16 protein-coding genes are annotated in these 15,638 nt (G+C 55.0%); 9 read left to right on the top strand and 7 right to left on the bottom strand.

Features of this window, described 5'->3' with window-relative positions; genetic code table 11:
- Positions 1 to 31: 31 nt before the first annotated feature.
- Together gor and rpiA are read right to left on the bottom strand one after the other, a co-directional pair.
- Positions 32 to 1,390, bottom strand: coding sequence for a glutathione-disulfide reductase (gene gor / locus OCA8868_RS07630; RefSeq protein ID WP_093995958.1), 1,359 nt, complete (start codon positions 1,388 to 1,390; stop codon positions 32 to 34).
- A gap of 107 nt (positions 1,391 to 1,497) precedes the next feature.
- The gene (gene rpiA / locus OCA8868_RS07625; RefSeq protein ID WP_093995957.1) at positions 1,498 to 2,286 is read right to left on the bottom strand and encodes a ribose-5-phosphate isomerase RpiA; all 789 of its coding nucleotides are present in this window, start codon (positions 2,284 to 2,286) and stop codon (positions 1,498 to 1,500) included.
- Positions 2,287 to 2,450: 164 nt separating this feature from the next.
- On the opposite strand from rpiA, the gene OCA8868_RS07620 reads away from it, so the two are divergent.
- Positions 2,451 to 3,140, top strand: a complete 690-nt coding sequence (locus OCA8868_RS07620) for a glutathione S-transferase family protein (protein WP_093995956.1) — start codon at positions 2,451 to 2,453, stop codon at positions 3,138 to 3,140.
- A gap of 92 nt (positions 3,141 to 3,232) precedes the next feature.
- Positions 3,233 to 4,606 carry an L-serine ammonia-lyase gene (locus OCA8868_RS07615; RefSeq protein ID WP_093995955.1) on the top strand — a complete coding sequence of 458 codons (1,374 nt, stop codon included), beginning with the start codon at positions 3,233 to 3,235 and terminating at the stop codon, positions 4,604 to 4,606.
- Between the two features lie 23 nt (positions 4,607 to 4,629).
- On the opposite strand, the gene OCA8868_RS07610 is transcribed toward OCA8868_RS07615, so the two are convergent.
- On the bottom strand, positions 4,630 to 5,172 hold the full coding sequence (locus OCA8868_RS07610; RefSeq protein ID WP_245848109.1) for a GrpB family protein: 543 nt from the start codon (positions 5,170 to 5,172) through the stop codon (positions 4,630 to 4,632).
- 112 nt (positions 5,173 to 5,284) lie between these two features.
- Here OCA8868_RS07610 and OCA8868_RS07605 point away from each other — a divergent pair, with 112 nt between their 5' ends.
- Together OCA8868_RS07605 and OCA8868_RS07600 are read left to right on the top strand one after the other, a co-directional pair.
- Entirely contained in the window at positions 5,285 to 6,217 is a 933-nt protein-coding gene (locus OCA8868_RS07605) for a DMT family transporter (protein WP_093996201.1), read from the top strand.
- Positions 6,218 to 6,249: 32 nt separating this feature from the next.
- Positions 6,250 to 7,155, top strand: a complete 906-nt coding sequence (locus OCA8868_RS07600; protein WP_093995953.1) for a DMT family transporter — start codon at positions 6,250 to 6,252, stop codon at positions 7,153 to 7,155.
- On the opposite strand, the gene OCA8868_RS07595 is transcribed toward OCA8868_RS07600, so the two are convergent.
- Positions 7,100 to 7,735, bottom strand: a complete 636-nt coding sequence (locus tag OCA8868_RS07595) for a thiamine diphosphokinase (protein WP_306456118.1) — start codon at positions 7,733 to 7,735, stop codon at positions 7,100 to 7,102. The two genes, OCA8868_RS07600 and OCA8868_RS07595, sit on opposite strands and share 56 nt — an antisense overlap.
- Before the next feature lie 188 nt (positions 7,736 to 7,923).
- Here OCA8868_RS07595 and OCA8868_RS07590 point away from each other — a divergent pair, with 188 nt between their 5' ends.
- Positions 7,924 to 10,170, top strand: a complete 2,247-nt coding sequence (locus OCA8868_RS07590; protein ID WP_093995952.1) for a hypothetical protein — start codon at positions 7,924 to 7,926, stop codon at positions 10,168 to 10,170.
- Positions 10,171 to 10,453: 283 nt separating this feature from the next.
- Here the strand turns inward: OCA8868_RS07590 and OCA8868_RS16890 are convergent, their stop codons facing one another.
- From OCA8868_RS16890 to OCA8868_RS07580, 3 genes are all read right to left on the bottom strand, one after another.
- Complete coding sequence (locus OCA8868_RS16890) at positions 10,454 to 10,585, bottom strand: hypothetical protein (protein WP_281253601.1); 132 nt, start codon at positions 10,583 to 10,585, stop codon at positions 10,454 to 10,456.
- A 208-nt stretch (positions 10,586 to 10,793) separates the two neighbouring features.
- Positions 10,794 to 11,024 (bottom strand): DUF2842 domain-containing protein, encoded by a 231-nt coding sequence (locus tag OCA8868_RS07585; protein ID WP_093995951.1) that lies wholly within the window; start codon positions 11,022 to 11,024, stop codon positions 10,794 to 10,796.
- A gap of 9 nt (positions 11,025 to 11,033) precedes the next feature.
- Positions 11,034 to 12,329: an adenylosuccinate synthase gene (locus OCA8868_RS07580; RefSeq protein WP_093995950.1), complete on the bottom strand. Its 1,296-nt coding sequence runs from the start codon at positions 12,327 to 12,329 to the stop codon at positions 11,034 to 11,036.
- A gap of 153 nt (positions 12,330 to 12,482) precedes the next feature.
- Between OCA8868_RS07580 and OCA8868_RS07575 the strand changes: the two genes are divergently transcribed.
- The 4 genes from OCA8868_RS07575 (at position 12,483) to pyrG (ending at position 15,605) form a co-directional block, all read left to right on the top strand.
- Positions 12,483 to 12,881, top strand: coding sequence for a DUF6524 family protein (locus OCA8868_RS07575; RefSeq protein ID WP_093995949.1), 399 nt, complete (start codon positions 12,483 to 12,485; stop codon positions 12,879 to 12,881).
- A 47-nt stretch (positions 12,882 to 12,928) separates the two neighbouring features.
- A complete protein-coding gene (locus OCA8868_RS07570) occupies positions 12,929 to 13,243 on the top strand; it encodes a DUF1272 domain-containing protein (RefSeq protein ID WP_093995948.1) in 315 nt (104 codons plus the stop codon).
- A gap of 157 nt (positions 13,244 to 13,400) precedes the next feature.
- Positions 13,401 to 13,766, top strand: a complete 366-nt coding sequence (secG, locus tag OCA8868_RS07565) for a preprotein translocase subunit SecG (protein WP_093995947.1) — start codon at positions 13,401 to 13,403, stop codon at positions 13,764 to 13,766.
- Positions 13,767 to 13,961: 195 nt separating this feature from the next.
- Positions 13,962 to 15,605 carry a CTP synthase gene (gene pyrG, locus OCA8868_RS07560; RefSeq protein WP_093995946.1) on the top strand — a complete coding sequence of 548 codons (1,644 nt, stop codon included), beginning with the start codon at positions 13,962 to 13,964 and terminating at the stop codon, positions 15,603 to 15,605.
- The last annotated feature ends 33 nt before the right edge of the window (positions 15,606 to 15,638 follow it).

Below are 15,638 nucleotides of genomic sequence, written 5' to 3'. Positions count from 1 at the left end.
TGTACTATAAATGGGCCTTTGGCCCCGAGATTCAAGCAGTTCTCACCGGTTCCTTCATTGTAACCAGTTCTTCCGAAATCGTCGGGTGCACCGCGCAAGTTGCGTCAAATTGTTCCTTGGTGGCCCCCATCTTGATCGCGATCCCCGCCAGTTGGATCATCTCGCCGGCATGTGGGCTGACGATATGGCATCCTAGCACCTTTCGGGACTCTTTGGACACGACGAGTTTCATCAACACGCGATCAGGGCGATCCGCGAAGGCGGACTGCATTGGGCGGAAGCTGGTCGCGTAAATTTCAACGGGCTCCTGCTCGGCGGCTGCTTCTTCGCTTAGGCCGACAGTGCCCATTTCCGGCTGAGTGAAAATCGCGGACGGGATCAATTCGTGATCCACTTTCGTTGGGTTGCCTTTGAACACGGTTTCAACAAACGCCATGCCTTCGCGAATGGCGACAGGAGTCAGTTGAACGCGGTTGGTTACATCACCGATCGCATAAATGCTCGGCACTTTGGTCTGGCTGTAGTCATCAACCACGATCTCGGATTTGCGACCGACCTCAACACCAACGTCTTCAAGGCCCAGCCCATCAGTGTTTGGTACGCGCCCTGTCGCGAACATGACTTGGTCGAAAACATTTTCGGACCCGTTGGTGCATTTCACCCAAACGCCGCCGTCGCGCTTTTCCATTTCAAGCACATTTGTGCCCAGATGCAGGCCAACGCCCTTTTCAATCATCATCTCGGACACAAGACCCCGGGCCTCATCATCAAAGCCACGCAGGATTTGTGCGCCGCGATAAAACTGAGTGACTTCAACCCCAAGACCGTTGAGAATACAGGCAAATTCAGACGCGATATATCCACCACCAACGATCAGTATTTTCTTCGGAAGCTCCGGTAACAGGAAAATCTCGTTTGATGTAATTCCCAAGTCAGCATTCTTCATGTCTGGCAGTACCGGCCGCCCACCTGTTGCAACCAAAATGTGCTTGGCGCTGTAGGTTTTGCCATCTGCCAGTGTGACCTCATGCGTGCCAGAAACCGTTGCGCGGCTATCGTGTATGGTAACGTCAGAATTCCCGAGCAATTTGCGATAAATCCCCTCGAGGCGTTCCAGCTCTGCGTGCAGTTTCTTTTGAAACCCAGACCACTCAAACGTGCCGTCCTGAACATCCCAACCGTAGGCACGCGCGTCTGCGAACATCTCCTGATACTCGGATGCGAAAACCATCAGCTTTTTGGGAACACAGCCGCGGATCACGCAGGTTCCGCCCATGCGGAACTCTTCGGCCAGACCAACTTTAGCACCCGTCGCAGCAGCAACGCGTGCAGCACGTACCCCGCCGGACCCGCCGCCGATTACAAAAAGATCATAGTCAAAATCAGCCATGCCAGTCGTCCTTTAGCGCTATTTTGGTTCGGGATTTGGATAAAGCACAGCCCTGCGATGATGACCAGTCACAGGGTCGTGCAAAATGGAGCGATATTCGATCCGCGCTAATCGTTCAGATCGGCGAACAAGTTTTCCGTCTCGACGAACTCAATCCGGTCTTCCTCAATCGATCCTTCATTAATGTCGCGAGTTTCGACCCGGCCATCACCGAACCCGACAATGACAACATCACAGATATCAATGAACAAACCGTTTTCAACAACGCCCGGCATCTGATTGATAACAAGCGATAATTGACGCGCATTTCCAATCCGGTTCAGGTGCATATCAAGAATATGGTTGCCTTCGTCCGTGTAAAACGGTGCATCCCCGTTCATTCGCAAAGACACACGGCGACCCAGCACATCCATGCCGATCAGCGTTTCCTCAACCAATGTTTTCGTGGTTTGCCAACCAAAGGGGATAACTTCAATCGGCAGCGGGAAGGCACCCAATGTTTCCACTTGTTTTGACGCATCGGCGATCACAATCATTTGGTCGCTTGCTGTCGCCACGATCTTTTCTTGTAGCAACGCGCCGCCGCCGCCTTTGATCAGGTTCAGGTTACCGTCATATTCGTCTGCCCCGTCAATCGTCAGGTCCAGCCACTTGGCTTCGTCGAGTGAAATCACCTCGATCCCGACCTCTCGCGCCAAAGCAGCAGTGCGCGATGACGTTGGCACGCCTTTGATATTCAGACTTTCTTTCTCAACACGCTCACCAAGGCACTTCACCAACCACGCTGCTGTGGACCCAGTCCCAAGGCCGACTTTCATACCGTCTTCGACATAGCTGCTTGCTTGTTTCGCCGCGACGAATTTGGCTTTGTCGATGGGGGATAATTCGGACGGCATGGGGCAGCTCCTGCGGTTTGAATCGTTACTTGTGCCCTTATAAGCGCGCAAACGCCACGGAGCGAGGCGGAATGGTTAGTCGCTACGATTTAATTATTCGGAAACGCTGCATTTAGCGCCGTGAAGGCGCTGGCCAATCGCCTAAACTCTGCGATGTTACGACTATGTCCAACCTCGTTCTTCACTACGCACCAGACAATGCCTCGTTGTGCATCCGCCTCGCGCTTGAAGCGGCTAGCCTACCATTCGAGACCCGCCTCGTAGATCGCGCGTCATCCGCCCATAAATCCGAGAGCTACCGCGCGTTGAACCCCAATGGGTTAATCCCAGTTCTTGAGACACCGGATGGAACGTTGTTTGAAACGGCCGCGATTTTGCTCTGGCTTGCAGAGCAGAAGCCGTACCTGCTGCCGAGCCAAAGCGCTGAGCGTGCGCAAGCGGTCAAGTGGCTGATCTGGATGTCGAATACGCTACACCCCACCCTGCGTATGTTGTTTTACGCTGATCAGTTCACCACCAAGGAAGGTCAAAACGCCCTGTCTGAACACACCAGAACGCGCCTTTGTGAACAACTTGCAATCCTTGATATTGGCCTGACCGGCGCGGATTACATTGGGGGCAAAACCCCAAGTATCCTAGATTGTTATCTGTGCCCGTTGTTGCGCTGGATGCAGCTTTACCCCATCGACGCCCCGTCTCGACCGAACCTTTCGGACTACCCAACACTTCAGCGTGTCGCCGCTCTGAACGAAACCTATGCCTCAACGGCCTCAGCGATCATCGCAGAGGGCCTTGGCAAAACCCCCTTCACGGCCCCAAACTATGCCCAACCCCCTGAAGGATCAGCGGTCTAGCCCTCGCAAACGCGCGGTATGGTGTCGTTTTCCACACCGACAGCCCAATGTACGTCGATCTATCTTCTAGAAAACCAAAAAGGCGTCAGCACATGTTTCTCTCCGTCTTCGATATGTTCAAAGTTGGGATCGGCCCGTCATCGTCGCACACAATCGGCCCAATGGTCGCCGCCGCGCGTTTCCTAGACCACCTTCGCGCCCAGCCGTTCAAGGTTGCAGGTGTTAAAGCCTCCTTGCATGGCTCGCTCGCATTTACGGGCGTTGGCCACGCCACAGACCGCGCGACGATCCTCGGCCTCGCTGGGTTTCGCGCGGACGATTACGACCGCGACAAAGCGGATGCTGAAATGGAACGTATTGCGGCCGAAGGGACGGTGCATCCCGATGGGCTAGGGACGCTAACGTTTCGCCCGAAGGAACACTTGGAATTTGACTATGGCCCCGCACTAAAAGGCCATGCGAATGGCATGATTCTGATGGGCACCGATGCGCAGGGCGATGTGGTCACGCAGGTTACCTACTATTCCATCGGGGGAGGCTTTGTCCTTACCGAAGACGAACTCGCCGATGGTGCTGACAAGGAAGACGGCGCGCCAGTCCCATTCCCGTTTAAGAGTGCCGTGGAAATGCTTGATATGGCGGCCGAAAGTGGGCTGAGCATCGCAGAGATGAAGCGCAAGAATGAGCTCAGCCGGATTTCTGCTGCGGACCTCGACAAAGGGTTGGGTCGCCTCTGGCAAGTCATGAACGAGTGCATTGATCGTGGGCTTACAACGGATGGAATTTTGCCGGGCGGATTGCACGTCAAACGCCGCGCCAAGGGCATCCATGATGCGCTTGAAGCCGAGGCTGGTGTGAACCTGACAGCGCCGCACACGATCAATGACTGGATGTCGACCTATGCGATGGCTGTGAACGAAGAAAACGCTGCCGGTGGGCAGGTTGTGACCGCCCCGACCAACGGTGCGGCTGGCGTGGTCCCCGCGACAATCCGTTACTACATAGACCATGTGCCCAGCGCGACCACCGCTAAGATTTCTGATTTTCTTCTTACTGCCGCGGCGATTGGTGGTTTAGTGAAATTCAACGCTTCAATAAGTGGTGCTGAAGCCGGATGTCAGGCCGAGGTCGGATCAGCCGCGGCAATGGCAGCAGCGGGTCTATGTGCTGTCCTTGGCGGCACGCCTGAGCAAATCGAAAACGCCGCGGAAATCGCACTCGAACACCACCTAGGCATGACGTGCGACCCCGTGCGCGGGCTGGTTCAGGTCCCCTGCATCGAACGCAACGGGCTGGGTGCGATTAAGGCTGTCTCAGCCGCGTCCCTTGCTATTCGCGGGGACGGAACACATTTGGTTCCACTGGACGCTGCCATTGAAACTATGCGCCAGACTGGCGCGGATATGTCTGAAAAGTATAAAGAAACCGCGCTCGGCGGATTGGCTGTGAATATACCGAACTGCTAAAATGGATGGCGACAAAAGTACCATTAGATAGATTGGCTACCCTGATACCATTCTAGCGCGTCTTTTTCGGTCTCTATGATAAATGCGTCTTTCCCGTCCAAGTACCCACCCCAAGTCTGCCCCTCGACAGACACCAATGTTTCTTTAAGGTCCGAGTAAGCCGAAGCAACGTTTGCATGTTCTCGCAAGTACTCGCGAAACGCCAAGTGACGCTCAATATGAGGTGAGTTTTTCTCATAGATATGAAGTTGATGCGTGCGACGCCCGTCCGCCGTTATCTTTCGGAAATAGCGCCGACCTTCAATTCCAAACGCGCCCATGACCTCATAGCCTAGCCCCTCCATCGCCCTCGCATTGGCATCGACTTGGCTGAGATCGGAAACAACGCCAAGCAGGTCGATGATTGGTTTAGCCAATATCCTTTCAATTGCCGTGCTTCCGATGTGGTGAAGCATAATGTCCACGCCTCGCAAACATGCCTTGATCGCGCGTTTCTCTGCGTCAAAATCAGCTTTCCAGTTAGGGTCATGCGCAACAACAAGATCAACCATTTGCTTAGATTGCATCGCAGCCGCGTTAAGGACAACAGCATGCGGCGTTTTGGAATGTTCAAATTACGCGCGGCGTGTCGGTTTTGGGCGTGACAGCCGTGGTGTGCAAAGCTAGGTCGGCCTTATGATGACAAACAACACAGACACACCCGACCGGATCATGCTTGGCGTTTTGCTGATGCTGGGATTTTGCCTAACCGCCCCACTGCTTGATGTCGCCGCGAAACTTGCGTCTATCGAGATACCTGTGGGGCAGATCACCGCCGCACGGTTCTTGGTGCAGCTTGGTTTGATGTTACCAGTGTGTCTGATGATGGGATTGTCTTTTCGCATGAATGGGTTGCTTGGCTTGCTGTCGCTTCGCGCCCTGCTTTTACTGTTCTCAACGTTCTTCTTTATCGCCGCGATCCGCGTGATGCCCTTGGCGGATGCTCTGGCGATTGTGTTTATCGAACCCTTCATCGTCATGCTTGTTGGAAAATACGCCTTTGGAGAAGACGTCGGGCCGCGCCGGATCGGGGCGGCGGTTGTTGGCTTTTTCGGCGTGGTGCTGGTGATCCAACCGTCCTTTGCAACCTTTGGCGCCGTTGCTCTGTTTCCGTTGGGCACGGCTGTATCCTTTGCGGGCTATGTCTTGGTTACGCGCGGAATGCGCGGGCGTCTGCACCCTGTGATGATGCAATTCCACACAGGCGCAATCGCAACCGTTATGAGCGTTCCCGTCATCTGGCTTGCCAACGGATCGGGAATTGAAATGCTGGACCCTGTTTGGCCGACGGGAATCTATTGGACATGGCTGCTTGGTGTCGGGTTCTTTGCCACGGTCAGCCACATGATGATGACCTATGGGCTGACGTTCGCCCCCTCTTCCACGCTCGCGCCGATGCAGTATTTCGAAATTCCGGTGGCCGCTGTGCTGGGGTACATGGTGTTTCAGGATTTCCCCAACTCAATTGCGCTTGGTGGTATCGCCCTGATCATTGGTGCTGGGGTCTATATGATCCACCGAGAGCGCGTGACATCGCGTGGGGTCGCGACACGCCCGCATGCTCCCATCTAGACGCGGCTGCGCGCCCCGCATAGCGTGCACCCATGATTGACCGTCCCTTCTTAGGTATCCTTTTAATGCTCGGCTTTTGCGTGCTGGCCCCCTTGGGCGACGCCATGGCGAAAGTGCTAGGAAACGATATGTCGGTCGGGTTCCTCGTGTTCGTGCGGTTTTTGGTGCAAGCTGCGCTGCTGTTGCCATTGGTTTGGCTGCTGAAATACCCGCTGCCCTCAGGCACACGTTTGCTGCGGCTTACCGCGTTGCGCACGGCGTTACACATCGCGGGAATCACGCTGATGTTTTCGTCCCTGCAATACCTTGAGTTGGCAGACGCAATCGCGATTGCCTTTGTGATGCCCTTCATCATGTTGCTCTTGGGAAAAATCTTCCTGAACGAATTTGTCGGCCCGCACCGTTTGGTTGCCTGTTCTATTGGATTCATTGGCACACTGCTGGTGGTACAACCCAACTTTGTCGAGGTCGGCCTGCCCGCGCTGCTCCCCCTTGGGGTCGCCGTAGTCTTCGCGCTGTTCATGCTGGTCACCCGCAAGATCGCCAAAGATGTGGACCCAATTGGCCTGCAGGCCTTGTCCGGTGTGATGGCAGTTCCCGTCGTCGGTGCGGCGTTATTGATTTTTCCGAACACCACACTACTTGCGACCCAACCGATTGTGGGCAACGTTTGGTGGTTGCTTTTAGTCCTCGGCGGGCTTGGAACCCTCGCCCACTTACTTATGACGTGGTCCCTGCGCTTTGCACCCTCTGCCACCCTCGCACCGATGCAGTATTTGGAAATCCCGATAGGCACCGTTATCGGTTATCTGCTGTTTAAAGATCTCCCCAACGGCCTGGCCGCACTCGGTATCTGTATCACGATGGCCGCGGGTCTTTATATTATCCTACGCGAGCGGGCCATCTCTCGCCGTCCTGAAGCAGCGCCTGCACAGTAACGCCAAGCGCACCGCGCGGCAGGATCAGCAACATCTTTGGCGCGTCAGGGCGCAAGGATACCTCCCCCTCGACCTTATTCAAGGTGCCGATCTGCCTGTCCGGTGCAAATCGAAGGCCTCCCGTCGGCCAGCGCAGCCCCTCGCTTTCGCATCCGACCTCGGCCATTGGAAACAACGACACCGCGCTTTCCATCGGCAATTTCAGCGTGATCTGCGGCGGGCAAAGCAGCACAATCGTCTCTTCTCCGATTAGTACGCAGCGCCTTTCGGGATGGCGCACCAGCACCGTCATAGAGCCGAGCTCATGATCCAATCGCGCGCCGCTAAAACCTACGCCCAAAACCAATGGCGCATCTATATGGCGTAGTGCCTTGTCAAAATCTGTGCTGTTCTGTTCTGCAATCGGATGCAACACGTCTTTAAATGCACCCTTTGCAGTCTCGGAAATCGAATCCATGTCGCCTATCACGGCTTCTAGCTTCTGCCCTGCCGCGAACGCATGATCCGCACCACCGTCAGCAGCGACAACTAAAGGTGCAATGCTTAACGCCTCTGAAAGAGTTCCTGACGCAGGGTTCACGCCTCCAATCAGGGTGATTGGACACGAACTTGAAACAATCGGTGGATTCACGTTGATTAACCCCAGTTTTGGAAACATGCCTTAAAACGGTCACGAAATAATACCCACTTTAACGCGGTTCTGTTCCGGATTGCGAACCAATTGATGGTAAACAGACTGTCACTGGTTGGGAAGAAAGCGAGCAAATAATGGTTGGAACGAGTAAAATTCTTACCGTCTCTTACGGCACTTTTTCGTGCACACTTGAAGGTTTCGACGATTCCTTCAACACGATGAAGGCAATTGCGGAGTATTTCCGCGGTTTGGCCTCTGATGATCGGTACTTCGGGGCAGAACCCCCGACCCCAGATGCAGAAATGCTAGCAAAGATCGCCGAGCGTGAAATTTCGCGCCGCGTTGACGCCAGCATGGATGACAGCGGCATTGTGCTGCGCGCTGCGGCCCTGACAGACCAGTCAGACGCGCCAAGCGACGCAGATGAAGCCACTGCCGAACCTGAGCACGACAAAGATTCGCGTGCCAAGGTCGAAGCGGAACGCAAAGCCGCCAAAGCCGAACGCAAAGCGCGCCGCAAGGCCGCACGCAAAGCAAAGCGTGAAGCCGAAGCCGCTGCTAAGGCAGAGGAAGACGCGAAAGTTGAAGCTAAAGTCGCAGCAAAAGCGAAGGCCGAAGCTGAAGCAAAAGCGGCAGAAGATGAAAAGTCCGAAGCCGAGGCAAAGGCAGATGCTAACAACGCAGCGGACGACACATCTGATTTATCAATTCTAAGTTCCGTAAGCACTGCGACGGCAGCGCAAGCGGAGGGGACGACCGGATCCGACGTCGAAGAAACGCGCGGCGACGCGCCGTCTTCTGTGCTCGCGACGAACGATCCGGCCCCCGCCCATTCTGATATCCCGGCCCATCCGGATGCAGATAGCGTCGCTGCAAAGCTTCAGCGTATCCGCGCCGTTGTCAGGAATTCTGATGACGATGAAAACGCAGCAACTGACGACCTGACGGCGCAATTCTTGCCTAAGAGTGACGCGCCAGACGTAGCGGATGTTCAGGCGGAAGACGGCGAATTCGGTGACCTTGTCGCAGAACTCGACGCTCACGAAACTGAAATCGATCAAGACGCTCAAGTCGTCGGTGAAGTAGAAAACAAAAGCGCGACACCCGCCTCTGACGACAACGGTTCTGACATGATTTCTCGTGTAATGGGTCGTCACACCGTCGATGCGGCAGTTGAACCGGCTGAACCTGATGTTCAACCGTCTGAAAGCGACGATGCAATGACTGCCGAAGCGGACACCAGCCAGTCGCGTGTCATCCGCATGAAACGCGCGGATTTCGAAGATGCTGTCGAAAACGGCGATATTGATGCGCCGGTAGCAATGCCATCATCTAAATCGGGGCCAGACTTTGGCCTCTTGGATGGAGCCGATGAGCTTGATGAATATCTCGAAGACAGCGACTTCGCGCAAGCAGCACTTTCAGAAAGCGAAACACTAGACCTTGATGAAGACCTTGCAGCGATCGAAGCTGACTTCGCTCAAGAAGATGCTGTATTGGAACCTGAAGAAGTAGCGTCCGTCGCCGATGATGCGCAAACACTGGACGCCATTTCTGATGCAGTAAACGCTGATGAAACGGCCACACCAGCACCTGCAATCGAAGACGTTACTGAAGTAGAAGCCGAAGTTTCGGTAGAAGCTGATGAAGCGCCTGCAGAGGAAACCGAGAAGTCCGCGTTCCTTACCAAAGAGCCGCAAGTGGATGACGCAGCGCTTGACCGCTTGATGTCTGAATCCGACGCTCAAATGCAAGAACCGGAAGGCAGCCGCCGCCGCGACGCAATCGCGCAACTCAAGGCAGCCGTCGCTGCAAAAGAAGCAGCGCGCCAAATGGGTGATACGCAGGACGACGGGCAAGAAGCGGAAAACGCATTCCGTGAAGACTTGTCACAAGCGGTTCCGCCTGAAAGCGGTGGTGTTGTTCGTCCACGTCCGGTCGTGCGTTCAAGTAACCGCACCGAACGTCCACGTCCTGCTCCGCTCAAACTTGTGGCAGCCCAGCGCGTCGACATGGTGGAAAGCGAAAAGCGCGATACGCCAGTCGTACCACGCCGCGTCGCAACACGTCCGGATGCCGAAGCAGCACAGCAATCTGCGGGTTCATTCGCTGAGTTCGCAGAAAACATGGGCGCATCCGAGCTTCCGGACCTGCTCGAAGCAGCAGCCGCATACACTTCCTTCGTGGAAGGCGCGGATGAGTTTTCTCGCCCGCAAATCCTGCGCCGCGTGCGCACGGTGGCGACAGATGACTTCAACCGCGAAGACGGATTGCGCAGCTTTGCAGACCTCTTGCGTGCTGGTCGCTTTACCAAAGTACGTAATGGCCGCTTCCAGGTTGCAGACGACAGCCGCTTTAACCCGGAACGCCGCGCGAGCTAAAGCCGACAACAAAGCAAAAACCATGCGGTGCGAGGGTTCCCCCTTCGCGCCGCTTTTCTTTCTTTCATTTTCTTTGGCTCTTAAATACTCGGCCTTATGTATCAAACGCACCAACAATCTGGCTGATTTCTGAGCCGTCGTGAATCATCATACGGCCGGGCAGGACAAAACAATCAACAACGCGCTGCTTGCACTGTACCGACAAGACGAGGCGCTTGAACACGTGGAAGCGTTAATGGCGCGGCGTGGCATCCCTAAGCCCAAGTGTGTTCACGATAGGCCCCTAGGGTATTTCCGCCATGGCGTCACCGGCTCCCAGATCGAAGTACAAGTAGATCAGACCAATCAGGCTGCCCACGATAACCACGAACAGCATTTGAATCTGACCAGCGAAAGTGTCGGAAAGTGAGCGCATTAGATATTTCATTCCGCAAACATCTAATGATCTTGCGGAGTTGCGGAGTCCTAATCATCGTTCACACCCGCTTGGTGCGTTTGTTACATAAGGCCGTAAATACTCGCCCCGCAGGGCCGCAAAACCAGTCACCACGTCTCCGCGATTGGCTCACACCACCAAATACGCCAATAAAAACAACGCCGCACGGCGGCTCCGTTTGATGACCTCAGGCGTCCGGGTCTTCTTGGCCGATCCCTTTGAAGATAAACTTCAAGGGAAACGCCCAAAGTAAGCCGATCCCGACGAATATTCCGATTTGCACCAAAGGTGGCGGTAATTCCATCGGATTGGGGTAAAGCCAATTAATCACACTCACCGCGACGACCACATAGATCGGCAGCCCCACCAGCAATATCACCAGTGACCAGCGCTTTCGTGCTTTGTATGACAGCGCCATGTCGCCCCCTTAGTCCGCGAACGGATCCGTGACGAGGATCGTATCTTCACGCTCGGGGCTGGTTGAAACCAATGCCACAGGGCATTCGATCAACTCTTCCACGCGGCGCACATATTTGATCGCCTGCGCTGGAAGCTGCGCCCAAGACCGCGCACCTTCAGTCGACTCGCTCCAGCCTTCCATCTCTTCATAGATCGGCGTGCAACGGGCCTGCGCATCGGCGGCTGTTGGCAGATAGTCCAACCTCTCACCGTCCAGATCATAGCCAACGCAGATTTTCAGTGTTTCAAACCCGTCCAGAACGTCCAATTTCGTCAGGCAGATGCCAGTGATGCCGGATGTCGCGCATGTCTGGCGAAGCAGGGCCGCGTCAAACCAGCCACAGCGGCGTTTACGCCCTGTCGTGGTGCCAAACTCATGGCCGCGTTCACCCAGTCGTTGCCCGTCCGCATCATCCAATTCAGTCGGGAACGGCCCCTCGCCGACACGGGTTGTGTAGGCTTTGACGATGCCCAAAACGTAATCAATCGCCGTTGGCCCAAGGCCCACACCTGTCGCCGCCTGCCCTGCAATCACGTTAGAGCTTGTCACGAATGGATAAGTACCAAAATCGATATCCAGCAACGCACCCTGCGCGCCTTCAAACAAAATCCGTTTACCGGATTTGCGCTTTTCGGCCAGAACTTTCCAAACTGGCGCTGCATAAGGCAGAATTTTCGGTGCGATTTCTTGCAATTGCGCAATCAACGCATCGCGGTCAATCTCGTCAAAACCAAGACCCTTGCGCAGCGGGTTATGGTGTTGCAAGGCGCGATCAACGCGGGCTTCCAGTGTCGCGGCATCCGCCAAATCGGCCACGCGGATGGAACGGCGACCGACCTTGTCTTCATAGGCTGGCCCAATGCCGCGCCCTGTCGTGCCAATTTTCGTGCCCTTGCTGGCGGCTTCTTCGCGCACGCGGTCAAGTTCGCCGTGGATTGGCAGGATCAACGGCGTGTTTTCCGCGATCATCAGGTTTTCGGGGCTGATCTCAACGCCTTGCGCCTCAATCGTGGCGATCTCTTTCATCAGATGCCACGGATCCAACACAACGCCGTTGCCGATAACCGAAAGCTTGCCACCGCGCACAACACCAGAGGGCAGCGCGTGCAATTTGTAGACTTTGCCATCAATCACCAAGGTGTGGCCCGCATTGTGCCCCCCTTGGAATCGCGCAATCACATCGGCGCGTTCTGAAAGCCAATCGACAATTTTGCCTTTGCCTTCATCGCCCCACTGTGCGCCGACAACTACTACATTCGCCATATTCTTGATCCCCTAAGGTAAAACCCGTGCCCCTCATAGGGCATGATGCAAAGGGGCGAAAGTGGACATTTGACACACCCCCGATCACTGCCCCCTAGACAGGGCGCATCGGCGCGGCCATCTTGCCCCAAAGCGATACCTAAAGGGTCTTTCATGAACGGTTTTCTTTTGCGTTGGCTATTTGCGTTTTTGCTTCTGGCGGCCACATTCAACCCGACACAATGGTGCTATGCGCGCTGGGTGCAGACATCTGGTGCAGAGAATCTGTCCGTTGCGGTGCTTTGCGGACTGTTGTTGATCGTGGGCTACATCATCTACGTGCGCGCAACGCTGCGCTCCATCGGGTTTGTTGGCATGTTCCTTGTCGCCGCGATTACCGGCGCTTTGGTTTGGGTTGCCTATGATCTGGGGTGGATGAATTTTGAAAACCCAACGGCAAACACGTGGGTCGCCCTGTTCATGATGTCCTTTGTGCTGGGCATCGGCCTCAGCTGGAGCCACGTACGTCGTAAACTGTCTGGTCAAGCAGACATGGATGATGTGGACGACTAAAAACTTGTAAACATGCGAGACGTCACTGAAACGACGAGGGAAAAGCAATGCTTGAACTGAAACCAAACTGTGAATGGTGTGACTGTGATCTACCACCAGATTCACAAGAGGCTCAGATCTGTAGTTATGAATGCACCTATTGTGCAAGCTGTGTTGATAACATTCTAGAAAACGTATGCCCCACCTGCGGAGGTGGCTTTGCAATGCGCCCTATTCGGCCCACGCGTGCTGAAGGCCAGCAGAAAAACCTTGGATTGAAAAACCGGCCTGCTGGCACAAAACGGTATCATTCATCTTGGACACGCGCCCAAGTAGAAGAGGTGCGGGATCGGCTAAAGGATACGCCCCCTTGGGAACGATGATGCTTAAAAACTCGCGCTGATCAATCACGCGACACAGTTGGCCCGCGATTTTTCACACCTCACCCCGCCCAAGATCGAGCAAGTTTCGTTGAGAGGGGTTGCGACCTTCTCTTTTCGCTTCTAAGTACCACTCGTTCTTCCGCCAAAGGGTCCATCCATGGAAAATGTCGTACTTGTCGTCCACTTGTTGCTCGCGCTTTCGCTGATTGGCGTTGTTTTGTTGCAGCGTTCTGAAGGTGGCGGTCTTGGTATTGGTGGCGGTAGCGGCGGTGGCGCAATGTCCAGCCGTTCTGCGGCGACAGCCCTTGGCAAGCTCACATGGCTCTTGGCGATTGCATTTATTTGTACCTCTATCGCTCTGACCGTGCTGTCTGCACAGCAGGCAAGCGACGCATCTGTGGTTGGTGATGGTACTGCCCCAGCGGTTGACGCAACTGAAACCGCACCTGATGCCGGTGAGAGCCTGTTGCCACCCTCTGCGGACACACCAAGCGATCAGCCACTGGTTCCTGACACCGAATAGACCACTACCCATTGCGGGCTAAGCGACTTTATCTACTCGATATTGCGGTTTATTCGACCTGTGCAGAGAGACTCCGGTTGCCAGAGGGCACCGAATCCGCATAGACTTAAATCCCGTGATATATGCGTTCCGGCGTTCTGCTGCTGGGCTGTAATCCACTTATTTTAGACCTATTTCACGGGGGTTTCCTGCTTCATGGCGCGTTACGTATTCATCACTGGTGGGGTTGTGTCCTCGCTTGGCAAAGGTTTGGCGTCTGCCGCACTTGGCTCCTTGTTACAGGCCCGTGGGTTTTCGGTTCGTTTGCGCAAGTTGGATCCGTATCTGAACGTTGATCCGGGCACGATGTCCCCGTTTGAGCACGGCGAAGTGTTTGTCACGGATGATGGCGCGGAAACCGATCTGGACCTTGGCCACTATGAACGCTTCACTGGCGTGCCCGCACGAATGACGGATTCTGTGTCCTCAGGGCGCGTATATTCCACCGTGTTGGAAAAAGAACGCCGTGGCGATTACTTGGGAAAGACCATTCAGGTGGTTCCCCACGTCACAAACGAGATCAAAGATTTCTTGCATGTGGGCGACGATGAGGTCGATTTCATGCTGTGCGAGATCGGCGGTACCGTTGGCGACATCGAAGGCCTGCCGTTCTTTGAAGCGATCCGCCAGTTTTCCCACGACAAACCGCGCGGTGAATGTATCTTCATGCATCTGACGTTGTTGCCATACTTGGCGGCCTCGGGTGAGTTGAAGACAAAGCCAACACAGCACTCGGTCAAGGAATTGCAATCCATCGGCATCGCGCCGGACATTCTGGTTTGCCGGTCCGAGCACCCGATCCCCGAAAAGGAACGCGAGAAGATCGCGCTGTTTTGTAACGTGCGCAAAGACTCCGTTGTCGCGGCCTATGATTTGAAATCCATCTATGAGGCGCCGCTGGCCTATCACAAACAGGGCCTCGACCAAGCGGTGTTGGATGCGTTCAACATTACCCCCGCCCCGAAACCAGATCTGTCGGTGTGGAACGATGTCTATGACCGCATCCACACAACAGACGGCGAAGTGAATGTCGCGATTGTCGGGAAATACACGCAATTGGAAGACGCCTATAAGTCGTTCAAAGAGGCGCTGACACATGGTGGCATGGCCAACCGCGTGAAGGTCAATGTGTCTTGGGTCGACGCCGAAGTGTTTGATTCCGAAGACGCAGCACCGCACCTTGAAGGGTACCACGCGATCCTTGTTCCCGGCGGATTTGGCGAACGCGGCACTGAGGGCAAGATCAAAGCCGCGCAATACGCCCGCGAGAATAATATCCCCTATTTCGGGATTTGCTTAGGAATGCAGATGGCGGTGATTGAGGCCGCACGCAATGTAGCGGGTATTTCTGAGGCAGGGTCGGAGGAATTCGACCACGAGGCCGGCAAGAAACGGTTTGAGCCGGTCGTTTACCATTTGAAAGAATGGGTGCAGGGCAACGCCAAGGTAAAGCGCAAATCTGATGACGACAAAGGCGGCACCATGCGCCTTGGGTCTTACGATGCGACGCTAACGTCTGGTTCGAAAGTCGCGGAAATCTATGGCAGCTTGGCCATCGAAGAGCGCCACCGCCACCGCTATGAGGTGGACACGAAATACCGTGCGAAACTGGAAGACGCAGGGTTGCGCTTTTCGGGCATGTCACCGGACGGGAAGTTGCCGGAAATTGTGGAATGGACAGATCACCCTTGGTTCATCGGCGTGCAGTTCCACCCAGAGCTGAAGTCCAAGCCATTTGCGCCGCACCCACTGTTTGCGGATTTCGTTCGGGCCGCAGTTGAGGCGTCTCGACTAGTTTGATTTCGAATTGGCTACGCCAATCCGACCAAAGGG

This window comes from Octadecabacter ascidiaceicola, from assembly GCF_900185015.1.
Lineage (GTDB): Bacteria > Pseudomonadota > Alphaproteobacteria > Rhodobacterales > Rhodobacteraceae > Octadecabacter > Octadecabacter ascidiaceicola.
The sequence above is the reverse complement of the archived record's forward strand: the minus strand, read 5'-3'. Positions and strand labels throughout refer to the sequence as shown.

What these genes read in the sequence shown, in the direction of transcription:
- gor (WP_093995958.1), bottom strand. Translation starts at nt 1,390, where the DNA reads ATGGCTGATTTTGACTATGATCTTTTTGTAATCGGCGGCGGGTCCGGC.
- rpiA (WP_093995957.1), bottom strand. Translation starts at nt 2,286, where the DNA reads ATGCCGTCCGAATTATCCCCCATCGACAAAGCCAAATTCGTCGCGGCG.
- OCA8868_RS07620 (WP_093995956.1), top strand. Translation starts at nt 2,451, where the DNA reads ATGTCCAACCTCGTTCTTCACTACGCACCAGACAATGCCTCGTTGTGC.
- OCA8868_RS07615 (WP_093995955.1), top strand. Translation starts at nt 3,233, where the DNA reads ATGTTTCTCTCCGTCTTCGATATGTTCAAAGTTGGGATCGGCCCGTCA.
- OCA8868_RS07610 (WP_245848109.1), bottom strand. Translation starts at nt 5,172, where the DNA reads ATGCAATCTAAGCAAATGGTTGATCTTGTTGTTGCGCATGACCCTAAC.
- OCA8868_RS07605 (WP_093996201.1), top strand. Translation starts at nt 5,285, where the DNA reads ATGACAAACAACACAGACACACCCGACCGGATCATGCTTGGCGTTTTG.
- OCA8868_RS07600 (WP_093995953.1), top strand. Translation starts at nt 6,250, where the DNA reads ATGATTGACCGTCCCTTCTTAGGTATCCTTTTAATGCTCGGCTTTTGC.
- OCA8868_RS07590 (WP_093995952.1), top strand. Translation starts at nt 7,924, where the DNA reads ATGGTTGGAACGAGTAAAATTCTTACCGTCTCTTACGGCACTTTTTCG.
- OCA8868_RS16890 (WP_281253601.1), bottom strand. Translation starts at nt 10,585, where the DNA reads ATGCGCTCACTTTCCGACACTTTCGCTGGTCAGATTCAAATGCTGTTC.
- OCA8868_RS07585 (WP_093995951.1), bottom strand. Translation starts at nt 11,024, where the DNA reads ATGGCGCTGTCATACAAAGCACGAAAGCGCTGGTCACTGGTGATATTG.
- OCA8868_RS07580 (WP_093995950.1), bottom strand. Translation starts at nt 12,329, where the DNA reads ATGGCGAATGTAGTAGTTGTCGGCGCACAGTGGGGCGATGAAGGCAAA.
- OCA8868_RS07575 (WP_093995949.1), top strand. Translation starts at nt 12,483, where the DNA reads ATGAACGGTTTTCTTTTGCGTTGGCTATTTGCGTTTTTGCTTCTGGCG.
- OCA8868_RS07570 (WP_093995948.1), top strand. Translation starts at nt 12,929, where the DNA reads ATGCTTGAACTGAAACCAAACTGTGAATGGTGTGACTGTGATCTACCA.
- secG (WP_093995947.1), top strand. Translation starts at nt 13,401, where the DNA reads ATGGAAAATGTCGTACTTGTCGTCCACTTGTTGCTCGCGCTTTCGCTG.
- pyrG (WP_093995946.1), top strand. Translation starts at nt 13,962, where the DNA reads ATGGCGCGTTACGTATTCATCACTGGTGGGGTTGTGTCCTCGCTTGGC.